General features: G+C 72.1%; 16 protein-coding genes. 8 read left to right on the top strand and 8 right to left on the bottom strand.

Annotated features, from left to right (window positions below; genetic code table 11):
- The first annotated feature begins 37 nt into the window (after nt 1–37).
- A complete protein-coding gene (locus EV187_RS02750) occupies nt 38–2584 on the top strand; it encodes an ATP-binding protein (RefSeq protein WP_130351490.1) in 2547 nt (848 codons plus the stop codon).
- 37 nt (nt 2585–2621) lie between these two features.
- On the opposite strand, the gene EV187_RS02745 is transcribed toward EV187_RS02750, so the two are convergent.
- On the bottom strand, nt 2622–2900 hold the full coding sequence (locus EV187_RS02745; protein WP_130351489.1) for a hypothetical protein: 279 nt from the start codon (nt 2898–2900) through the stop codon (nt 2622–2624).
- Nucleotides 2901–3078: 178 nt separating this feature from the next.
- Here EV187_RS02745 and EV187_RS02740 point away from each other — a divergent pair, with 178 nt between their 5' ends.
- Together EV187_RS02740 and EV187_RS02735 are read left to right on the top strand one after the other, a co-directional pair.
- A complete protein-coding gene (locus EV187_RS02740; RefSeq protein WP_130351488.1) occupies nt 3079–5367 on the top strand; it encodes a DUF4062 domain-containing protein in 2289 nt (762 codons plus the stop codon).
- Between the two features lie 24 nt (nt 5368–5391).
- The gene (locus tag EV187_RS02735; RefSeq protein WP_130351487.1) at nt 5392–5622 is read left to right on the top strand and encodes a hypothetical protein; all 231 of its coding nucleotides are present in this window, start codon (nt 5392–5394) and stop codon (nt 5620–5622) included.
- Between the two features lie 17 nt (nt 5623–5639).
- Here the strand turns inward: EV187_RS02735 and xylB are convergent, their stop codons facing one another.
- The gene (gene xylB / locus EV187_RS02730; protein ID WP_130351486.1) at nt 5640–7049 is read right to left on the bottom strand and encodes a xylulokinase; all 1410 of its coding nucleotides are present in this window, start codon (nt 7047–7049) and stop codon (nt 5640–5642) included.
- A 239-nt stretch (nt 7050–7288) separates the two neighbouring features.
- Entirely contained in the window at nt 7289–8479 is a 1191-nt protein-coding gene (xylA, locus tag EV187_RS02725) for a xylose isomerase (protein WP_130351485.1), read from the bottom strand.
- Nucleotides 8480–8626: 147 nt separating this feature from the next.
- Between xylA and EV187_RS02720 the strand changes: the two genes are divergently transcribed.
- A complete protein-coding gene (locus EV187_RS02720; RefSeq protein ID WP_130351484.1) occupies nt 8627–9691 on the top strand; it encodes a substrate-binding domain-containing protein in 1065 nt (354 codons plus the stop codon).
- 25 nt (nt 9692–9716) lie between these two features.
- On the opposite strand, the gene EV187_RS18280 is transcribed toward EV187_RS02720, so the two are convergent.
- Genes EV187_RS18280 through EV187_RS02695 form a run of 5 tightly spaced genes read right to left on the bottom strand, consistent with a single transcriptional unit; the run spans nt 9717 to nt 16996 of the window.
- Nucleotides 9717–11252, bottom strand: a complete 1536-nt coding sequence (locus EV187_RS18280) for a glycoside hydrolase family 43 protein (protein WP_242609396.1) — start codon at nt 11250–11252, stop codon at nt 9717–9719.
- A 56-nt stretch (nt 11253–11308) separates the two neighbouring features.
- Nucleotides 11309–13780, bottom strand: a complete 2472-nt coding sequence (locus EV187_RS02710) for a beta-xylosidase/alpha-l-arabinosidase (protein WP_242609395.1) — start codon at nt 13778–13780, stop codon at nt 11309–11311.
- A complete protein-coding gene (locus tag EV187_RS02705) occupies nt 13777–14649 on the bottom strand; it encodes a carbohydrate ABC transporter permease (protein WP_130351483.1) in 873 nt (290 codons plus the stop codon). The genes EV187_RS02710 and EV187_RS02705 overlap by 4 nt, the downstream gene beginning before the upstream one ends.
- On the bottom strand, nt 14646–15683 hold the full coding sequence (locus EV187_RS02700) for a carbohydrate ABC transporter permease (protein ID WP_130351482.1): 1038 nt from the start codon (nt 15681–15683) through the stop codon (nt 14646–14648). The genes EV187_RS02705 and EV187_RS02700 overlap by 4 nt, the downstream gene beginning before the upstream one ends.
- Nucleotides 15684–15697: 14 nt before the next feature.
- Nucleotides 15698–16996, bottom strand: coding sequence for an extracellular solute-binding protein (locus EV187_RS02695; RefSeq protein ID WP_423190864.1), 1299 nt, complete (start codon nt 16994–16996; stop codon nt 15698–15700).
- 141 nt (nt 16997–17137) lie between these two features.
- On the opposite strand from EV187_RS02695, the gene EV187_RS02690 reads away from it, so the two are divergent.
- The 4 genes from EV187_RS02690 to EV187_RS02675 all read left to right on the top strand — a co-directional run bounded on the left by EV187_RS02690 (nt 17138) and on the right by EV187_RS02675 (nt 22025).
- On the top strand, nt 17138–18310 hold the full coding sequence (locus EV187_RS02690) for an ROK family transcriptional regulator (protein ID WP_130351480.1): 1173 nt from the start codon (nt 17138–17140) through the stop codon (nt 18308–18310).
- A gap of 211 nt (nt 18311–18521) precedes the next feature.
- Nucleotides 18522–19796 carry a multidrug effflux MFS transporter gene (locus tag EV187_RS02685; protein ID WP_130351479.1) on the top strand — a complete coding sequence of 425 codons (1275 nt, stop codon included), beginning with the start codon at nt 18522–18524 and terminating at the stop codon, nt 19794–19796.
- A 141-nt stretch (nt 19797–19937) separates the two neighbouring features.
- Nucleotides 19938–20876, top strand: a complete 939-nt coding sequence (locus tag EV187_RS02680; RefSeq protein ID WP_242609394.1) for a phosphatase PAP2 family protein — start codon at nt 19938–19940, stop codon at nt 20874–20876.
- Between the two features lie 75 nt (nt 20877–20951).
- Nucleotides 20952–22025 (top strand): LacI family DNA-binding transcriptional regulator, encoded by a 1074-nt coding sequence (locus tag EV187_RS02675; RefSeq protein WP_130351478.1) that lies wholly within the window; start codon nt 20952–20954, stop codon nt 22023–22025.
- Nucleotides 22026–22140: the final 115 nt, after the last annotated feature.

The raw sequence follows: 22140 nt of genomic DNA, 5'->3' as shown, positions 1-22140 counted from the left end.
TGGACACCCGCACGAGCGTGCCGGGAGACTGTGACGCATGAACGCGGTCGCCGCCGGTGGCATCCGGACACCCGACCAGCGGCTGCGCGTGTTCGTGAGCTCGACGCTGAAGGAGCTTGCGCCCGAGCGCCGCGCCGCCCGCTCGGCGATCGAACGGCTCGCCCTCGCCCCGGTGATGTTCGAGCTCGGCGCTCGTCCGCACCCGCCGCGATCCCTGTACCGGGCCTACCTGGAGCAGAGCGACATCTTCGTCGGCGTGTACTGGGAGGAGTACGGCTGGGTCGCGCCGGGTGAGCCGGTGTCGGGCCTCGAGGACGAATGGGATCTCGCGCCCGACATCCCGAAGCTGATCTACATCAAGGCGAGCACCGACCGGCAGTCCCGTCTCGAGCACCTGCTCGCCCGCATCCGAGAGGACGATTCGGCGTCGTACGTGTCGTTCTCGGATGCCGAGGAACTGGCCGAGCTGCTCACCGCCGACCTCGCCACGCTCCTGGCGGAGCGGTTCGACGCGGCAGGCCCGCGACGCGCCGACCTCCTCGAGGCGGCGGCACCCGTGACCTCGACCGAGGTGATCGGGCTGCCGTCGCCGCTCACCCGCCTGCTCGGACGTGAGGACGAGCTCGAGGCGGTGACGCGGTTGCTCACCGACGAGGAGCACCGGCTCGTGACCATCACGGGCCCGGGCGGCATCGGCAAGAGCCGGCTCGCGGTCGCCGGCGCTCGCGCCGTCGAGGACGCGTTCCCCGACGGCGTCGCGTTCGTCGACCTCGCCCCCGTGGAGGACCCGGAGCAGGTGATCCCGGCGATCGCGCACGCGCTCGGGATCAGGGACACCGGCGAGTCGCCGCTCGCCGAGAAGGTCGCCAGGGCGCTGGACGACCGTCGCATGCTGCTGGTCCTCGACAACGTCGAGCAGGTGGTCGACGCAGCCGGCGCGCTCAGCGCCCTGCTCGCGAGCACCTCGGTCTCGGTGCTCGCCACGAGCCGGATCCTGCTGCGGATCGGCGGCGAGCAGAACGTCGACCTCGGTCCGCTGCCCACGGCGGTCGCTGCCGAGCTGTTCGTGGAGCGGGCGCGGGCGGTCAAGCCGGATTTCGTGCTGACCGACGAGAACGCGGCATCCGTCGACGCCATCTGCGACGCGCTCGACGGCGCGCCGCTCGCGCTCGAGCTCGCTGCCGCTCGCGCCCGGGTCCTGACGCCCGACGCGATCGTCGACCGCCTCGACCACGCCCTGGCGCTGCTCGCGGGCGGGGCGCGCGACCTGCCCGAACGCCAGCGCACGATGCAGGCGACCATCGAGTGGAGCACCCGGCTGCTCGACGACGACCAGCGCGAGCTGCTGCTGCGCCTCGGCGTCTTCCGCGGCGGGTTCGGGCTCGAAGCGGCCGAGTGGATGTCGGCAGGGCTCGACGGTGCGGATGCGGTCGGGGCGCTCGGCGCCCTGGTGGACGGCAGCCTCGTCCGCGAGCAGGACCGTGGGGCGCGAGCGTGGTTCGCGATGCCCGCGATCGTGCGGGAGTACGCGAGGGATCGGCTCGAGGATCGCGGCACCCTCACGGAGTGCGCCGACCGGCACGCCCAGTACTTCGTGCGGCTCGCGGCGGACGCCGGCCGCGAGCTGGTCAATCCCCGGCAGGCCGTCTGGATGTCGCGCCTCGTCGACGAGCGCGAGGAGCTGCGAGCCGCCATCGGACACCTCATCGACGAACGCCGGTGGGACGACGTCATCGAATGCGTGTGGCCGTTGTACTGGTTCTGGTGGGTCGGCGGCCAACACGGCGAGGTCCGGGTCTGGATGGGCCGCCTCCTCGAGCACGAGGACGAGCTCTCCGAGCGCGCCCGCACCATCGCGCTCTACTACGAGAACTCGATCGCCGCGATGCAGTCGCCGGATCCGGCGATCGTGCCGGTGCTCGTGCGGTGCGCCGACTACTTCGAGCGGGAGCGCGACGGATTCGGCGAGGCCCTCGTGCTCGCATCGCTGGCGCTCGCGCCGCTCACGATGGCGTCGCCCGACCTCGACGGCGCCGAGGCCGCGCTCCGGCGAGCACTCGAGCTGGTCGAGGACCTCGATGACGCCTTCGGCCGCGCGATCATCGGGAACCTGCTCGGTCGAACGGCCCTCATGCGCGGCCGGACCGACGAGGCGATCGAGCTCTTCGATGCGAGCCTCGCCATCGCGCGGAGCATCGACGACAAGCTCGGCCTGACCATCGCGCTGAACTACCTCGGGTGGGCTCGCGTGATGCTCGGCGATCTCGGGGGAGCCCGGACGTGCTTCTCCGAGCAGCTGCTCATCTCGTCGTCGGTCGGGCACGAGGACGGCACCGCCTATGCCCTCGAGGGGTTGTTCGCGCTCGCGGCCCTGACGGGTGACATCGAGCTCGCCGGCCGGCTGCTCGGAGCGGCCGAAGACGTGCGCGAGCGCAAGGGCCTCTTCGCAGGCTCGGCGTTCTCATTCCACCAGCGGGTCCTCGATCGCGTGGTCGCCGGCCCGGAGGCCGATCGATTCGCGATCGCGCGCCGTGAAGGCCGCGATGCGGTGCTCGCCGACGTCGTGGAGCTCGCGCTGGCGTGATCGGCCGACCGTCTTCGGTCGTCGGCGGAGCGCCCGCTCAGACCTTGTGCGGACCTGGGTGCGGTTTCGGCGGCTCGGTGCGCACGTAGTCGCCGTGCGGCTCGGACGGATCGTGGGTGTCGGGATTCCGCTCGGTCGAGGCGTAGTCGCCCTCGGACGACTCGTCGACGGACACGCCGTCGGTGCGGGCGTAGTCGCCTTCGACCGTGCGCTCGCGCGGCTCCTCGCCGTCGACCTCGGTGTAGCTTCCCTCGACGCGATCGGTGGGCTCGCCGCCGGTCTCGTCGGGTCCGACGGGATCGTTCGAATCGGACATCATCGCTCCCTCGCTGGAACGTTCCGGGGCGTCACGGTGTGACGTCCCACGCTCATCGTACGCCGGGAAGCGGTTCCTCCCGGGTGCGGTCCGTCGGTGGGCGAGGCCCGGGCGACATCCGTTCTGGGGTGGGGCGGATGCTGGACAGCCCCGCTCGCGTGCCGTGAGACTGTGAGGCATGAGCCCGGTCGCCGGTGGCATCCGCACGCCCGACCAGCGCCTGCGCGTGTTCGTCAGCTCGACGCTGAAGGAGCTGGCGCCCGAGCGGCGCGCGGCGCGGGCGGCGATCGAACGGCTCGCCCTGGCGCCGGTGATGTTCGAGCTCGGCGCCCGGCCGCACCCGCCGCGGGAGCTGTACCGCGCCTACCTCGAGCAGAGCGACATCTTCGTCGGCGTCTACTGGGAGCAGTACGGCTGGATCGCCCCCGGCGAGGAGATGTCGGGTCTCGAGGACGAATGGAACCTCGCGCCCGAGATCCCGAAGCTCATCTACCTCAAGCGCAGCGACCACCGGCAGGACCGCCTCGACGAGCTGCTCGAGCGGATCCGCGACGACGACGATGCGTCGTACGTCGCGTTCACGGATGCCGCTGAGCTCGCGGACCTCGTCACCGCCGACCTCGCGACGCTGCTCGCCGAGCGCTTCGACGCGGCCGGGGGCCGGCACGCTCCACTCGGGGAACCCGCCGCGGAGGTCTTCTCGACGGAACCGGTGCGGCCGCCGTCGCCGCTCACCCGGCTCGTCGGTCGCGAGGGCGAGCTCGCGACCGTCACGAGGATGCTGACCGACGACGCACAGCGGCTCGTGACCGTCACCGGGCCGGGCGGAATCGGCAAGAGCCGCCTGGCGGTCGCGGCAGCGCGCGCGGTGGAGGCGATGTTCCCCGACGGCGTCGTGTTCGTCGACCTCGCGCCCGTGCTCGACGCCGGACTCGTGATCACGGCGGTCGCGAACGCGCTCGGCATCCGCGACACGGGCGATCGGCCGCTCGCGGAGCAGCTCGCGGGGGCGCTCGGTCGACGCCGGCTGCTGCTCGTGCTCGACAACGTCGAGCAGGTGGTCGAGGCCGCGCCCGAGTTCAGCGCGCTGCTCGCCGCGTCCGCGGCATCTGTGCTCGCGACCAGCCGGATCCTGCTCAGGGTGCGCGGCGAGCAGAACGTGCCGCTCGGTCCGCTCCCGTCGCCAGAGGCCGCCGAGCTGTTCGCTGAGCGCGCACGGGCGGTCAAGCCCGACTTCGAGCTGACCGACGACAACGCCGCGCAGGTGGTCGCGATCTGCGGCGCGCTCGACAACGTGCCGCTCGCCCTCGAGCTCGCAGCCGCCCGACTGCGGGTGCTCACGCCGGCCGCGCTCATCGAGCGGCTCGACCACGCCCTGCCCCTGCTCGTGGGCGGTGCGCGCGACCTCCCCGAACGCCAGCGCACGTTGCGGGCGACCATCGACTGGAGCGCGCAGCTGCTCTCGGATCCCGAGCGCGAACTGCTCCTGCGCCTGGGGGTGTTCCGCGCCGGGTTCGGACTCGATGCGGTCGAGTGGATGTGGGACGGCCTCGGCGGGGCGGACGCCGTCGAGGCGCTGGGCGCGCTCGTCGACGGCAGCCTCGTCCGTGAGCAGGATCGCGGGTCACGGGCGTGGTTCACGATGCTGGCCACGGTGCGCGAGTACGGCCGGGACCGGCTCGCCGAGCGCGGGCAGCTGGCCGAGTCGCAGGAACGGCACGCCGACTTCTACGTCGGACTCGCCGTCGCGGCCGGAGCGTCGGCGACCTGGCAGGGTCAGGTCGAGGGGATCACGCGCCTCCTCGACGAGCACGACGAGGTGCGAGCCGCGGTCGACCACCTCTTCGCGATGCGTCGGTTCGATGCCGTCGCAGAGATCGCGTGGTCGCTCTACACGTTCTGGTGGGGCGGCGGCCGGTCCGGCGAACTCCTCACGTGGATGGACCGGCTGCTCGAACCGGGCGTCGAGCTCAGCGAGCGGGCGCGGGTGCTCGCCGAGTACTGCCGGAACTCCATCCGGTACTGGAGCACTTCCGACGAGTCGATCGTGCCGACCATGCTCCGGTGCGTCGACTACTTCCGTCGTGGGGGTGACTGCCGCGGCGAGGCCCTCGCGCTCGCCTCACTCGCCGTCGCGCAGTTCGCGCAGGAGCCGCCCGACCTCGATGGCATGGAGGAGAGCGCCCGGCGGTCCCTCGAGCTCGCCGAGGAGTACGACATCGCGTTCGGCGGTGCGATGGCCGGGGTCATGATCGGCCGGGTCCGGCTCGCGCAGGGCCGGGCGGACGACGCCGTCAGGCGGTTCGAGACCAGCCTCACGGTGGCGCGCGGCATCGGCGACACCCTCGGCCAGGCGATCGCGCTCAGCCACCTCGGATGGGCCCACCTGCTGGCGGCAGAGCCCCACCGTGCTCGCGAGTGCTTCGGCGAGCAGCTCCTCCTCGCCTCCACCATCGGCCACGAGTAGGGCATCGCCGATGCGCTCGAGGGGATGTTCGCGGTCGCGACCACCTCGGGCGACGTCGAGCGCGCCGGTCGAATGCTCGGCGCGGCCGAGGACATCCGGGCGCGCAAGGGCCTGCCCATCCGCTCGCCGCTCTCGTTCTTCGAGCCGTTCCTCGAGCGCGTGCTCGCGGGGCCCGACGCGTCGCGGTTCGAGACGGCCCGCAGGCTCGGGCGCGGCGCCGAGCTGGCCGACGTCGTCGAGGCCGCGCTCGCCTGAGTCAGCCGAACCGGCCGTCAGCCCGCCGTCACCGCGGCCGCTGCGGCCGCCGCGTATTGCCGGCGGATCACGGCTCGCGTGTCGGGGGCGAGCTCCTCGGCCGTCTCGACCGGCCACGACGGCCGCTCGCCGGTGAGCACCCACGCCGCCTGGCGGGCGGCGCCGTCGGCCACGTACTCGCCGGGTGCGGGCACCGTCACCGGCACGTCGAAGACCTGCGCGGCCACCTGTCGCACGGCGGGGTTCTGCGCGGCCCCGCCGATGAGCAGGACGCGCTGCGAATCGACGCCCTGCGCGCGAACGGCGTCCAGCCCGTCGGCGAGTCCGCAGAGCATGCCCTCGATCGCAGCGCGCGCGATCGACGGTCGCGTGGTGTTCGCGAGCGTGAGTCCCGAGAACGACGCGGTCGCATCGGGCAGGTTCGGGGTGCGCTCGCCCTCGAAGTACGGCACGAGCACGGCCCCGGATGCCCCGGGCTCGGCGTCCAGCGCGATCCGGCCGAGCTCCGCATGATCGACGCCGAGCAGGCGCGCGGTCGCGTCGAGCACGCGCGCCGCGTTGAGCGTGGCGATGAGCGGCAGGAATCGCCCCGTGGCATCCGCGAACCCCGCGACCGTGCCCGAGGCGTCGGCGATCGGGGCGTCCGTGACGGCGAAGACCGTGCCGCTCGTGCCGATCGACACCACCACGTCGCCGGATGCCGCGTCGAGCCCCAGTGCGGCCGCCGCGTTGTCGCCCGCGCCCGGGCCCACGAGGATGCCGTCGGGCGTGCGCCCGGCCGCCTCATCGGGGCCGAGCACCCGCGGGAGGGTCGCGTCGTGGCCGAGCGCACGCACGAGGAGGTCTCGGTCGTAGCCGTCGGCGCCCCAGTACGCCGTGCCGCTCGCGTCCGACCGGTCGGTGGTGAGCTGGTCGAGCTGCGGGCCGAGCGGCGACTCGCCGACGGGTCCGTAGCCGCGGAGGCGCCAGGTGAGCCAGTCGTGGGGGAGCGCGACGCCGGCGACGCGCTCGGCGTTCGCCGGCTCGACGTCGCGCAGCCACCGCAGCTTGGTCGCCGTGAACGACGCGACGGGCACGACGCCCGTGCGGTGGGCGTACGCGTCGGCGCCCACCTCGTCGATGAGGTCGCGCGCCGCCTGCGCCGAGCGGGTGTCGTTCCAGAGCAGGGCGTCGCGGATGACCCGCCCCTCCGCATCGAGCACGACCATGCCGTGCTGCTGCCCACCGACCGAGATCGCGTCGACGCCGTCGAGCCCCCCGGCATCGGCGAACGCCGACAGCAGGGCACCCCACCACGCGGCGGGGTCCACCTCGGTGCCGTCGGGATGCGCGGCGCGACCGGAGCGCACGAGCGCCCCGGTCGCGGCATCCCGGATCACGACCTTGCACGACTGGGTCGACGAGTCGACGCCGGCGACGAGTGCCATGGGATGTGCTCCTTCCTCAGCGGGACATCAGCGGGACATGCTCATCGTTGCCCTCAGCGGGCCATGCTCATCGTTGCGCCACTTCGACGCCGTCCGCGCCACTCGAACTGGCGCGGCGCCCGCCGAAGTGGCGCAGAAGCGGGGAGGCGAGTGGGTGGGTGTCCGCCGGCCTGGCGCGGCGGCCGCCGAAGTGGCGCAGGCGGATGGGCGCATGCAGTGGGGGATGCCGCGCCGCACCGTCAGCGCGCGCCGAGGACGTGCTCGGTCGCGAGCTGCTGCAGGCGCACGAAGCCGAAGCCCTTGCCGCCGAGGTACGCGCTCGCGTCGAAGTCCTCGAACGCCGAGCGGTCGGCGAGCAGGTCGTCGTACGACTCGCCCTCGCCGAGGGTCGGCTGCGCGAGCTCGTACACCTTCGCGGCCTCGAGCGCCTCCTGCACCTCGGGGTCGGCGCGGAAGGCCGCGGCCCGCTCCTTGAGCAGCAGGTAGGTGCGCATGTTCGCGGCGGCCGAGTCCCAGACGCCCGTCTCGTCCTCGGTGCGGCTCGGCTTGTAGTCGAAGTGGCGGGGACCCTCGTAGGTCGGCGTTCCGCCGGGGCCGCCGTTCTCGAGCAGGTCGACGAGCGCGAACGCGTTGTGCAGGTCACCGTGGCCGAACACCAGGTCCTGGTCGTACTTGATGCCGCGCTGCCCGTTGAGGTCGATGTGGAAGAGCTTGCCGTGGTACAGCGCCTGCGCGATGCCGGCGGCGAAGTTGAGGCCCGCCATCTGCTCGTGACCGACCTCGGGGTTCAGGCCCACGAGCTCGGGACGCTCGAGCGAGTCGATGAACGCGAGCGCGTGGCCGACGGTCGGCAGCAGGATGTCGCCGCGCGGCTCGTTGGGCTTCGGCTCGATCGCGAAGCGGAGGTCGTAGCCCTTGTCGGTGACGTAGTCGCCGAGCAGGTTCACGGCCTCGCGATAGCGCTCGAGGGCAGAGCGGATGTCCTTGGCGGCGTCGTACTCCGCGCCTTCGCGGCCGCCCCACATCACGAACGTCTTCGCGCCGAGCTCGGCGGCGAGGTCGATGTTGCGCAGCACCTTGCGCAGCGCGAAGCGGCGCACGGCCCGGTCGTTCGACGTGAAGCCGCCGTCCTTGAAGACGGGTGCGCTGAACAGGTTGGTGGTGACCATCGGCACGATGATGCCCGTGGCCTCGAGGGCGCCCTTCAGGCGGTCGATCTGCTTCTGGCGCTCGGCATCCGTCGACCCGAAGGCGAACAGGTCGTCGTCGTGGAAGGTGAGGCCGTAGGCGCCGAGCTCGTCGAGCTTCTCGACGACGTGCACGACGTCGAGCGCGTTGCGCGTTGGGCCGCCGAACGGGTCGGTGCCGTTGTAGCCGACCGTCCACAGGCCGAAGGAGAACTTGTCGTCGCGGGTGGGCGCGCTGGCCATGGGGATCCGCCTTTCAGCGTCATCGATGATTTGTTGGCAGTTACAACATAATGCACGAGGTGGGACGGATGCAAGTCCGCCGTCTCGAACGGCAGGCAGGTCGGGTGCCGCCGCCGTGTCGCAAGTTTCGGCGCTAGGCTTCGAAACATGGAGCGTGAGATGGCCGACCACCGGGTCACACTGGCGAGCGTCGCCGAGGAGGCGGGCGTCTCGCTGTCGACCATCTCGAAGGTCCTGAACGGCCGGGCGGATGTCTCGCCGGCCACGCGTGCCCGCGTCGAGCGGCTCCTCGCCGAGCGGGGGTACCGCCGTCGGGGCGGAGGACGATCGGAGTCTCGGGCCGAGCTCATCGAGCTCGTCTTCCACGAGCTCGACCCCATCTGGTCGATGGAGCTCATCGGCGGCGTCGAGCACGTCGCGAAGGAGCACGGGCTCAGCGTGGTGCTCACCGTGAGCGGCAGCCGGCACGCACCCGACCCCGACTGGATCGAGGGCGTCATGCGCCGCAGGCCGATCGGCATCGTCCTCGTGTTCTCGGAGCTCGCGCCCGAGTACCGGGAGCGCCTGCACTCGCGGGCCATCCCGTTCGTCATCGTCGACCCGGCCGGCGACCCCTCGCCCGACGCGCCGTCGGTCGGCTCGGCGAACTGGTCGGGCGGCCTCGCCGCCACGCGTCACCTCATCGAGCTCGGCCACACGCGCATCGCCGCGATCACCGGCCCCGAGGACATGATGTGCTCGCTGGCCAGGGTCGACGGCTACCGGTCGGCGATGAACTCCGCGGGCCTCGCCATCGATCCCGACTGGATCCGGTTCGGCGACTTCCACGTGAGCGGCGGCCGCGAACGCGCCCGCGAGCTGCTCGGACGGCCCGACCGGCCCACGGCGATCTTCGCCGGCAGCGACATGCAGGCGCTCGGCGTCATGGAGGCGGCTCGCGAGCGCGGCATCCGCGTGCCCGAGGAGCTCTCGATCGTCGGCTACGACGACATCCCGCTCGCCCGCTGGCTCACCCCACGGCTCACCACCGTGCACCAGCCGCTCCGCCGCATGGGGGAGGAGGCGGCCAGGCTCGCGATCCGGCTCGCCGACGAGCTCGATGAGCGCGACGAACCCGGTGCCGTGCCGGGAGCGGCCGGGGCAGCGCCGACGCCGCGCATGGATCTCGCGACGAGCCTCGTCGTGCGGGAGAGCACGGCGCCGCCGGCGTAGCCGCTCAACTCGCCGGCCGACGAGATCATCCCGCCGGCGCGTGCACCAGGCTCAGCACATCGAAATCGGCGAAGGCCGCCGGCGCGGCATCGTGTCCGTCGGCAGCGGTGTCGTCGACGACGAAGACCCCGCCGACGACCCCGACGAATCCTCCGCCCTCACTCGGGCTGAGCGGCGAGAGGTCCGCCGTGCCGACCACGATGCGGCGTTCGCCGACCTCGACCCGGGCGACGGCGTCGAACCCGTCGACCTCGAGAACCAGGCCGAGCCGCCCGGCGGGCACCTCGGCGACGCCCAGCACACGGTCCTCGCCGTCGACGTGGAGCAGGAGTTCCACGATGGGGCCTGCCGCGCGGGCGCGCACGCCGAGGGTCAGGTGTCGGCGGTCCGACAGCCGAAGCGCGAGCCCGGCCAGCACGCCGGGCGATGGGGCATCCGGTGCCTCGAGCACCGTCGCGAGCGTTGCGACCGGCTGCTCGAGGCGGAAGCCCGCGAATGCGTGCGGCGCCGGCTCGTGGAGACCACCGGAGACGGCGTGGAGGCGCAGGTGCCCACGCCGTTCGCCGAGGCCGGCCCGGTGCACGCCGGGCGCGGTGCGAACCGACACCAGTTCCGGATGCGACCTCGGCCCGTCGAAGTGGTCGACGAGCGACCGTGCGTCGATCGCGTGCGCACCGGCCCACGGCACGTCGACCTCCTCGGCCAACCGGCCGGTGCCCGGCGCGAACACCGGCCAGCCGTCCTCGAACACCACGGGAACCAACCAGGTCTCGCGGCCCTGCAGCGCGTCGGCGCGAGCGCCGTCCAGCGGCAGTCGCCTCGTCGCGAGCACGGTCGCCCACCACCCGCCGCGACCGTCGTCGACGAGGTCGGCGTGGCCGACGTTCGCGACCGGGACGTCGCCCCCGAGATGACGGTGGGTGAGCAGCGGGTTCGCCCGCGACCCGGTGAAGGGTCCGCTCGGGCTCGCCCCGCGCGCCGCGCTCACGGCGTGGTGGCGTTCGGTGCCTCCCTCGCTCGCCAGGAGCAGCACCTCGCCCGCGTGGCGGAAGAGGTGCGGTCCCTCGGCCCAGACCGCACCCTCGACGGCGCCGTGCCAGACGACGTGCTCGTCGCCGACGAGCGACATCGTGGCGAGGTCGAGCTCGCGCACCCACACCTCGGTCTGCTCGGGCCAGTCGCCCGGATCGGCGAGCCGGGTGCCGCACCACCACGCCCGCCCGTCGTCGTCGAACAGGATCGACGGGTCGATGCCCGGCGCATCCTCGATCCACGCCGGATCCGACCACGGTCCCGCCGGGTCCGTCGCGGTCAACACGAAGCTGCCCTGACGGCCGCGGCCGCCGACGAGGGTGCAGGCGACGTGGAACCGTCCGGCGTGGTGGCGGATCGTCGGCGCGAACAGGCCGCCCGAGGCCGGCACCGTCGACAGGTCGAGCTGGTCGTCGCGGTGCACCGCATGGCCCACGAGCTCCCAGGTCACCAGGTCGCGAGAGCGATGCACCGGCAGCCCGGGGAAGTACTCGAAGGTCGAGGTCACCACGAAGAACTCGTCGCCCACTCGGCAGATGCTCGGATCGGGGTGGGACCCCGGCAGCACCGGATTGCAAGCGGCCGTCACGGCGAGTCGGGCAGCCCGAGCGGTTCGGCGGTCCACGCGGGATGCAGCGCCCGGGTGTGGTCCACCACGCGCACGGGCCCGACGAGCTCGACGGTCGCCTGCAGCGGCAGCTCGGCGCTCGACCGCCCGAAGCCCAGCACGAGGGACCCCGGCTCCACGATGCGCCGGCCCGCCCGACCCGTGAACGACGTGAGGTCGGCCGGCACCTCGACGCTGAGGCGCACGGATGCCCCGGGCTCGAGCTCGACCCGCTGGAATCCGATCAGCCGCTGCGCCGGCCGCACGACCGTCGCGACGGGGTCGTGCACGTACAGCTGCACGACCTCGGCGCCCGCGCGGTCATCGACGTTCTCCACCGTGAGCGACAGCCGGAACGCGCCGTCGGTCGTCGCCTCGGACGCCTCCACCCGAAGGTCGCGCCACTCGAACGACGTGTAGCCGAGGCCGTGGCCGAACGGATAGCGAGCCGTCGGGTCGATGTTCGACACGGCATTGCGACGGGCGAGCGTCGAAGCCAGGTACGTCGACGGCTGCGCGCCCGGCGTGGCCGGCACGCTGACGGGCAGGCGCCCGCTCGGGTTCACACGCCCTCCGAGGATCGCGGCGACGGCGCGCGTGCCCTCCTCGCCGGGGAAGAACGCCTGCAGGATGCCTGCGGCACGTTCGGGTGCGGTGCCGAGCACGTACGGGCGGCCCGCGAGCAGGGTGAGCACGGTCGGCGTGCCGGCGTCCAGCACGGCCTCGAGCAGCGCCGCCTGGGCGCCGGGCAGGTCGAGGGTCTCCGCGTCGCATCCTTCGCCGCTCGTGCCCCGGCCGAACAGGCCGGCGCGGTCGCCGAGGGCGAGCACCACGACATCCGCGGAAGCCGCGACCGCGACCGCGTCCGCGATGCCGGCGATCTCGCCGCCGTCGATGGAGGTGCCCGGTGCGACGGTGATCTCGGCGGCCGGGAACTCGGCGCGAAGGGCGTCGACGAGGGTCGGAAGCTCGATTCCCGCGCCGCTTCCCGGGTGGTGCACGCCGACGTGCGTCGGGAATGCGTAGCAGCCGAGCACGGCGAGCGGATCGTCGGCGGTCGGGCCGATCACGGCGATGCGCGCGGGTTCGGCCAGGGGGAGCGTGCCGTCGTTGTGGAGGAGCACGATGGCCTGCTCGGCGATGCGGCGCGCGAGGGCGCGGTTCCCGACCGAGTCGAGGTCGACCGTGCCCTTCGCGGCAGGGGCCGTCGCCACCGCCTCGTCGAGCAGGCCTGCCTCGATCTTCTGCACGAGCACTCGGCGGAGGGCCCGATCGATGACCTCCTCGTCGACGCGGCCGTCGGCGACCGCCCGCACGAGCGGCTCGCCGAACGCGTGCACCGTGGGGAGTTCCACGTCGATGCCCGCTTCGAGCGCCGCCACGGCCGCCTCGCCGAGGTCGCCGGCCGTGCCGTGCAGGGTCTCGAGGAAGGCCACCGAGAAGTAGTCCGCGACGACGGTGCCCTCGAAGCCCCAGGTCTCGCGCAGCAGGCCCGTGAGCAGGTCGCGGTCGGCCGCGGTGGGCATGCCGTCGAGGTCGGTGTACGCGTTCATCACCGAACGCGGCTTCGCATCGCGGATCACCATCTCGAACGGCGGCAGCAGCACGTCGGCGAGCTCCCTCGCGCCGACCGACACGGGCGCCAGGTTGCGCCCCGCCCGGGACGCCGAGTACCCGACGAAGTGCTTGAGCGTCGCCACGATGCCGGATGCCTCGAGCCCGCGCACGTACGCCGTGCCGACGGTGCCGACCAGGTACGGGTCCTCGCCGATGGTCTCCTCGACGCGGCCCCACCGGGCGTCGCGCACGACGTCGAGCACCGGAGCGAGCCCCTGGTGCACGCCGACCGAGCGCATGTCCGCGCCGATGCGGCGCGCCATCTGCTCGATGAGCCCGGGGTCGAACGTGGCGCCCCACGACAACGGCACCGGATACGCGGTCGCGCCGTATGCCGCGAAGCCCGCCAGGCACTCCTCGTGCACGAGCGCCGGAATGCCGAACCTGCTCGACGCGACGATGCGCTCCTGCAGCCGGGCCAGGGACTGCGCCCCGACCGCCGCATCGACCGGCGCGGTGCCGAAGGGCCTCGTGATCTGGCCGAGCCCCTTGGGCAGCAGCTCATCGAGATCCACCGCGCTGCTCATCTCGTGCTGGTGCGGGGCCACGTCGGCGCCGTCATCGGAGGCGCCGATCCAGATGCCGTAGAGCTGGGCGACCTTCTCCTCGAGGGCGAGTTCGGCGATGAGCGCACCCGCGCGTGCATCGGCGGGAAGCGACCGGTCGCGCCACGGCGCCACCGTCGTCGCCCGGGCATCGGTGGCGCGGGCGCCCGTGGTGGGGGTAGCCGTCGCCTGGGTATCCGTCATGGTGCTGGTCTCTCGCTTCGTGGGGTCATCCGTCATCGTGGCGGCCGCCATCGCGTCCGCCGCATCCGTCACCGGCTCGCTCATCCCTTGACCGCCCCCGTCAGGCCGCCGACGATGCGGCGCTCGAAGATGCTGAAGAAGATGAGGGCGGGGATCATCGACAGGGAGGTGAACGCGAGCACCTTGGCGGTGTCCACGGAGTACTGCGACGCGAACGCCTGCACGCCGAGCGGCAGGGTGAAGGAGGCCTCGTTGTTCAGGATGAACAACGGCAGGATGTAGCTGTTCCAGCTCGCGATGAATGCCAGGATTCCCACGGTGATGACGCCGGGCAGCGCCAGCGGCACCACCATCCTCCAGAAGAATCCGAGGCGCGAGCATCCGTCGATCGAGGCGGCCTCCTCGATCTCGTCGGGGATCGCGCGCAGGAACGGCACGAGGATGATGATCGTCGCCGGCAGGGCGAAGGCGATCTGGGGCAGGATGATGCCGGCGAGCGAATTCATCAGCCCGAGGTTGCGCACCACGATGTACAGGGGGGTGATCGCCACCGTCATCGGGAACATCAGGCCCGCGGCGAAGACCGCGTAGAGCACGCCGCGCGCGCGGAACCGGTACCGGGCGAGCACGTAGCTGGCCATGAGGCCGAGCGCGACGACACCGATCGTGGTGACGACCGCGGCGACGGTGGAGTTGGCCACCTCACCCCAGAAGGTCGTGCTGCCGAGCACGCCCGCGTAGTTCTCGGTCACCCAGGGGGAGGGCAGCCCGGACGGATCGGCGGTGATCTGCGAATTGGTGCGGAAGCCGCCGACGATGATGTAGAGGATCGGCGCCAGCATGAGCGCGATGACGACGAACGCGCCGAAGTATATCGCGGGGCTGCCCCATGGCAGCGGTGCGTTGCCGCGCGGACGCCTGGCCCGCGGGATGGCGATGGTCGAGGCGGTCATCGCTCGCTCCGTTCGGTGAGGGCGCCTGCCGTGTCACGGCGCAGCACGTAGCGCTGGTAGATGAGGGCGACGAGGAGCGAGATGAGGAACAGCACCACCGCCACGGCGTTGCCGTACCCGTAGTTGCCGGCGTTGCGGCCGTTGGCGACCATGTAGGTCGCCATCGTGGAGGTGCCCGCGGTCGACGCGATGTACTGGCCCCAGATGATGTAGACGAGGTCGAACAGCTGCAGCGATCCGATGATCGACAGGAACGCCCAGATGCGCAGGGTCGGGCCGAGCAGCGGCAGGGTGATCCGGCGCTGGATCTGCCAGTAGGAGGCGCCGTCGATCTGGGCGGCTTCGGTGAGCTCCTGCGGGATGCCCTGCAGGCCGGCGAGGAAGAGGATGACGGCGAAGCCGACGTACTTCCAGGTGATGATCGCCAGGAGGGTCCAGATCGCCAGTTGGGGATTCGAGAGCCAGTCCTGGGCGAGCGCGCCGAGGCCGATCTTCTCGAGCAGCCCGTTGAGCGCTCCGTCGCTCTGGAGCATGAGGCTCCAGCCGGTGCCGACGACGACCTCTGCGAGGACATAGGGCACGAAGATGAGCACGCGGATCACCGACTGCCCCCGCATCGGGCGATTGAGCAGCAGCGCCAGCAGCAGCGCGATCGGGCCCTGGAGTACGAGGGACATGACCACGATGACGGCGTTGTGCCAGAGGGCCTCGTGGAACGTGGGGTCCTGGAAGATCGTGACGTAGTTCTGCAGGCCGATGAAGTCGGTCGGCGGCCCGAAGCCCTTCCACCGGAAGAACCCGTAGTAGCCGGCCATGACCACGGGGAAGATGACGAAGCCGAGGAAGACGACGAGGGCCGGGCCGACGAGCACGGCGATCTCGGCGGACTTCGCCCAGTCGCGCCGGCCGCGCCGCGGGTTCGAGGGCGCCGCGTCGTCGGCCCGACCGGGGGTCGGGGACGACTCGTCGTCCCCGACCCGCGCGTCGTCGGCCGGCCCTCGCGTCGGTGCGGGAGTGCTGGTGCGAACGCTCATGGTGCGAGGGCCTTTCAGCCCTTCTTGATGGCGTCTTCGACGGCGTCCACGATGCCCTGGGCGTCGCCCTTGCCGGCGAGCAGGTCGACGACGCCCACGTTGAGCGCGTTGCCGACGTTCTGGCCGAGCAGCGTGTCGAGCCACACCGAGACGTAGGGTGCGTCGTTGTACGAGGCGAGCACCTCCTGCAGTGCGGGATCGGTGACCACGCTCTGGGCGTCCTTGTTGGCGGGCAGCGTGACGAAGGCCTCGGCGTAGCCCTCCTGCTGCTGCTTCTGCGAGGCGAACTCGAGGAACTCGGCACATTCCTTCGGAGCGTCGACGTGGCAGCTGTAGCCGTCGACGCCGCCCATCATCGCGCCGTCACCGCCCTCGCTGCCGTCGACGGCGGGGAAGGGGAACCAGCCGAGGTCGGCGAGCGGCTTCTCGTCGGGCGTGAGCGAGGCGATCACGCCCGGGTCCCATGCGCCCATGAGCTCCATGGCCGCCTTGTGGTTGGCGATGAGGCCCGCGGAGGAGCCGGCCCCCTGCTGGGCGGACGTGGTGAGGAAGCCGTCGTTGTACGGCTCGGTGGCGGCGAAGTCCGCGAGGTCCTCACCGGCCCGCAGGAAGCAGTCGTCCGTGAAGCTGGGGTCCGTCGCGAGCGCGGCCACGACGTCCTGCGAGCACTCGCGCAGCACGAAGAAGTAGTACCAGTGCGCCGCAGGCCAGGCGTCCTTGGCGCCGAGGGCGATCGGGGCGATGCCCGCAGCCTTGAGCTTGTCGACGTCCTCGCCGAGCTCGTCGAACGTCGTCGGCACCTCGGTGATGCCCGCCTGGGCGAACAGGTCCTTGCTGTAGTAGATGCCGCCCGGCAGCACGGACGACGGCACGCCGTAGACCTTGCCGTCGACGGAGAGCGCGGCGAGCGATGCCTCGCCGAGCGCGGCCTTGGTGTCGTCCGAGAGCGCATCAGTCAGGTCCTGCACCTGACCGGCCTCGACGACGGCTGCGAGCTTGCCCCCGCCTCGGGCCATGAAGATGTCGGGGGCGTCGCCGGAGTTCAGGGCGGTCTGGAGCTTGCCGTCCATGTCCTCGTTCTGGATCGCCTGGATCTCGATCTCGACGCCGGGGTTCTCCGCCTCGAAGTCGTCGGCCGTCTGCTGCCAATAGGCCTTGCCGTCGCCGGTGGTGGAGTTGTGCCAGAAGGTCAGGTTGACCGAGCCGTCGCCCGTGTCACCGCCTCCGGCGCTGCACCCGACGAGGGTGCCGACGGCAAGTGCGGTCACGGCACCCAGGGTGACGAGCCGGGGGATGCTGCGTCTGTTCATCATTGAACCTCTCGAAAGTTTCGACATTTGCGTCGAAAGTGATCTGGACGACTCGAATACTACGTGCACGCGCATTTGGGGTCAAGCGCAACATATTCGGCGCGTCGCCGGGGGCCTACTCGGCGCCGCCCCTAGAGTGGTCGCGTGGCAGAGCGAGTCGGCACCTTCGACGGGGTGCACCGTCGAAACCTCTCGAAACTCCTCGGGCTGGTGCACCTCGAGGGGCCGCTCTCCCGCGCCCGGCTGACGCAGGTCACCGGGCTCAACCGCTCCACCGTCGCCGCACTCTCGGCGGAGCTCGTCGAGGCGGGACTCGTGGAGGAGCGCGCCCCCGATCCCACCAACCGCGTCGGACGCCCGTCGCCCGTGGTCGCACCGCACCCCGGCGTGATCGCCGTCGCGGTGAACCCCGAGGTCGACGCCGTCACGATCGCGGCCGTCGGGCTCGACGGCGCGATCGTCGTGCGGGAGCGCCACGAGATGGACCACCTCGTGACCCCGGCCGAGACGGCCCAGCTCATCGCCGACGTGGTGGAGCGCTGGCGGTCCGATGTGCTGCGACGGGCTCGCATCGTGGGCATCGGCCTCGCCGTGCCTGGCCTCGTCCGGGCGTCCGACGGACTCGTGCGCCTGGCCCCGCACCTCGAGTGGACGGACGCACCGCTCCGTGCGCTCGTCGAAGAGGCTGCCCGCCTCCCGGCCTTCATCGGCAACGATGCGAGCCTCGGCGCGGTGGCGGAGCACCTCTTCGGCGCCGGACGCGGCGTCGACGACATCGTGTACCTCAACGGCGGCGCGAGCGGCATCGGCGGCGGCCTCATCGTGCACGGAGCGCCCGTCGGCGGTTCGGGGGGCTATGCCGGCGAGTTCGGCCAGAACCGACCGGGCATCGCGGCGCAGGGCGACCGGCGGGCCGCGGGCGGCGTACTCGAGGACGAGGTGAGCCGCGAGCGGCTGCTCGGCGTCGTCGGACTCCACGCGGCCGACGAGCCCACGCTCGCCGCGGCGCTCTCGGGCTCGGAGTCGCCCGAGGTCGCCGACGAGCTGGCGCGGCAGCGGCGCATCCTCTCGACCGCACTGGCCAACGCCGTGAACGTGCTCAACCCCTCGCTCGTCGTGCTCGGCGGCTTCCTCGCCACGGTCGCCGAGAGCGACCCGGCCGCGCTCGCCGCCGCCGTCGCCGAGCAGGCGATGCCGGCCGCGGCCGAGGGCCTCGACATCCGCGTGGCTGCGCTCGGGGAGGACCGGCTGGCGATCGGCGCGGCCGAGCTGGCGTTCGAGCGCCTGCTCGCCGACCCGCTCCAGGAGGCGGCCTGAGCAGCACCCGCCGCCTTCGGGATGCGTATTCCCAGTCGCTTCGCGGTTGCGGGGCGAGGGGGGTGATCCGCTACACTTGCACGTAGTCGAATCGATTCGAGGCCATGCCGGCCGAGATCGCCTCACGACGGCGTCCCCGCGGACGCCGTCGTTCCTGTTTCCCGGCGTCCGAGGGCGTGCGCCGCCGCACTCGAGCACGCCCAGGATCCGCATGTCCTCAACCGCCTCCATCCCCATCATCCGGCCCGACGACTACTCGTCGGTCGCGCATCCCGGCGACCTCCTCTCGCGCCGCCAGCGCCTCGTCTACGTCCTCGTCCTCGGCGCGCTCACGGCGCTCGGACCGTTCACGGTCGACCTGTACCTGCCCGCGTTCCCCGTGCTGCAGGACGAGCTCGGCGTCTCCGCCGCGGCCGTCCAGCTCACGCTCACCGGCACGATGGTCGGCTTCGGATTCGGCCAGCTCATCGTCGGCCCATGGAGCGACAAGGTGGGTCGCCGCCTGCCGCTCATCCTCGCCACGGCGCTGCACATCGCGGCATCCGTCGCCGCTGCGCTCGCGCCCGACATCGTCTGGCTCAGCGTCTTCCGCCTGCTGCAGGGCTTCGGCGCCGCCGCCGGCGGCGTGGTCGCGATGGCGATGGTGCGCGACCTGTTCGGCGGCAAGCCGCTCGTGCGCATGCTCTCGCGCCTCGCGCTCGTGAACGGCCTCGCGCCGGTGCTCGCGCCGGTCATCGGCTCGCAGCTGCTCGGCGTGATGGACTGGCGCGGCGTGTTCGTGGTGCTCGCGATCTACGGCGCCGCCGTGCTCGTGGCCGTCGCGTTCTTCATCGTCGAGACCCTCCCCGAGTCGCGTCGGCACGTGGCCGGCCACTCCACGCTGCGCGACCGCTACGCCGCGCTCTTCCGCGACCGGGTGTACCTGGGCGCGGCGATCATCGGCGGCATGACGTTCACCGGCCTCTTCGGATACCTCTCGACCTCATCGTTCCTGTTCCAGGAGGTCTACGCGTTCAGCGCGCAGCAGTACGGACTGCTCTTCGCCGTCAATTCCATCGGCATCATCATCGGCGTGCAGACGAGCTCCCGGCTGATGCGCGGGCCGGTGCAGCCGCAGTGGATCCTCGCGATCACCACCGTCGTGCACCTCTCGATGGCCGTGGCCATCATGGTGCTCGACAGCGGCGGGGCCGGGTTCTGGGGCACGGCGATCCCGCTGTGGATCTACATCCTCGCGTGCGGATTCGCCTTCCCCGCCGTGCAGGTGCTCGCCCTCGCGCACCACGGTGCGGAGGCGGGCACGGCCGCATCGCTCCTCGGCGCGCTGAACTTCGGGCTGGCGGGCCTCATCTCCCCGCTCATCGGCCTCATGGGCGTCGGCAGCGCCGTGCCCATGGCGTTCGTGATGGTGCTCGCAGCAGTCGTCGCGATCGCGGCGCTCTGGGCGCTCGTGCGACCGAAGACGGTGCCGCCGCTCAGCGACTGACGGCGAGGTCATGCCGCGCCGGCCGGTTCGTCCTCCGGCGCGGTTGACCGGGGGCGGATGCCGCGTGCGGATGCCGCGTGCGGATCCCGGGACGCGCGTGCCGCTCGTCCGCACACCGGTCGTCCCGGCTAGCGTTGGGGGATGACCGAGCGCGACGACGAGCCGACGCCCGACGGGGAGGCGCCAGACACCGCGGCCGAGGCGCCCGACACGGCGGCCGAGGCGCCGGATACGGCGGCAGAGGCGCCCGACACCGCGGCCGAGGCGCCCGACACCGCGGCCGAGGCGCCCGACACCGCGGCCGAGGCCGCCGGCCACGACGCGACCGCCACCCCGGGCGACGACCTGCGCCCGGCGCAGCGGGAGGCTCGCGCGAAGCGGCTCGGACGCCGCGCGCCACTCATCGCCGGCGTCGGCGCGGTGGTCATGGCGGCGCTCCTCGGCCTCGTGATCATGGCGCGGTCCGACGGATCGCCCTTCGAGTTCGACGAGGAGTGGGCCGAGGACGTCTTCGAGGCGCGGGGCCCGGTCGGCGACATCTTCGCCTTCTTCATGAACGACCTCGGGGGCGGCGTGGTCGGCGTGTTCGTCGTGCCGATCCTCACCGCGGTCGTGCTGCTGATCTGCCGGCGGCCGTGGGGGGCGCTGTACTTCATCGTCGCCTCGGCGGCGAGCGCCGGCGTGGTGCAGCTCCTGAAGAACCTCTTCGGGCGCGCCCGGCCGGAGGACATCCTCGTGCACTCGGACTTCGGCTCATTCCCGTCGGGGCATGTGGCGAACGCCGCGACGATCGCCGTCGCCATCGGCGTGATCGTGCCGATCGTGGCGGTGTGGATCGCCGGGGCGGCGTACACCGTGCTCATGGCGGTCAGCCGCACGTACCTCGGCGCGCACTGGCTGTCCGACACGCTCGGCGGCCTCCTCGTCGGCGCGGGCGCGGCGCTCGTGCTCTGGGCCGCGTTCGCCACGCAGCTCGAGCGCGAGCGGCTCGCCTGGATCGAACGCGTCTCGAAGCGGAATGCCGCGCGTGCGCAGGCCCACATCACGCCCCCGGCGCGGGAGCGCGACCTCGAGTCGTGATCGCTGCGCGAGGCGGCGGGAATACGACGACTACAACGTTGTAGACTCGCCGCGAACGGCTGAGGAGGCTCACATATGGTGGCGACGCTGCACGATGTCGCACGGCTCGCGGGCGTGTCGATCAAGACCGTGTCGAACGTCATCCACGACTACCCGCACATCAGGCCCGCCACCCGGGACCGGGTCGAGCGGGCCATCGCCGAGCTCGGGTACACCCCGAACCTCACGGCCCGGAGCCTGCGCTCCGGCCGCACCGGGGCGATCGCGCTCGCGGTCCCCGAACTCGGGCTCAGCTACTTCGCGGAGCTCGCGGCATCCGTCATCGAGGCCGCCGAGGAGGCCGGCGCCGTCGTGCTCGTCGAGCAGACCGGCGGCGACCGCGATCGGGAGCTCGACCTCCTGCGCAGCCCGCGACTGAAGATGACCGACGGGCTCATCTTCAGCCCGCTCGGCATGGGGCAGGACGACGTCGCTCACCTCGACGTGCCGTACCCGCTGGTGGTGCTCGGCGAACGGATCTTCGACGGCCCCGCCGACCACGTCACGATGCAGAACGTCGAGGCGGCGAGGGCGGCGACCGAGTTCCTGCTGCGTTCCGGGCGGCGGCGCATCGCCATCATCGGCGCGCACGAGGGCGAGGTGATCGGGTCGGCCGGGCTGCGGCTGCGCGGCTACCGCGAGGCGCTCGAGGACGCCGGGATCCCGTACGACGAGTCGATCATCGGGTACACCACGCTCTGGCATCGCGCGAACGGCGCGCGGTGCATGCGCGAGCTCCTCGACCGGGGCGCGGAGTTCGATGCCGTCTTCGGCCTCAACGACACGCTCGCCCTCGGCGCCATGCGCGCACTGCAGGAGTCCGGCCGCCGCGTGCCGGACGATGTCGCGGTCGTCGGGTTCGACGACCTCGACGAGGCGCGTTACTCGATCCCGTCGCTGACGACCGTGGATCCCGGTCAGGAGTGGATCGCCCGCACTGCGGTGCGGACGCTGCTCGAGCGCATCGAGGACCCCCTCGCGGCCGGGCCGCCGCGGCTGCTCCTCGCGGAGTTCAGCATTGCCGAGCGCGAGTCCGCCCTGGCCGGCGAAGCCGGTGCAGACGCGGCCGCTCCGAGGGATGCCAGGACAGCGATCTCCGATCCGGCTTGACAGCGAGCGCGCGGCGCGGCACCATGTCTCTACAACGTTTACTTTACAACGTTGTAGAAGACTCGGAACTCACCGCGGAGTCCCCTCGCGGCGGCGTTCGAGCCCCATCGCCCAG

It is taken from the genome of Agromyces ramosus, assembly GCF_004216665.1.
GTDB classification, from domain to species: Bacteria; Actinomycetota; Actinomycetes; order Actinomycetales; family Microbacteriaceae; genus Agromyces; species Agromyces ramosus.
This window is presented reverse-complemented; position numbering and strand designations above follow the sequence as displayed.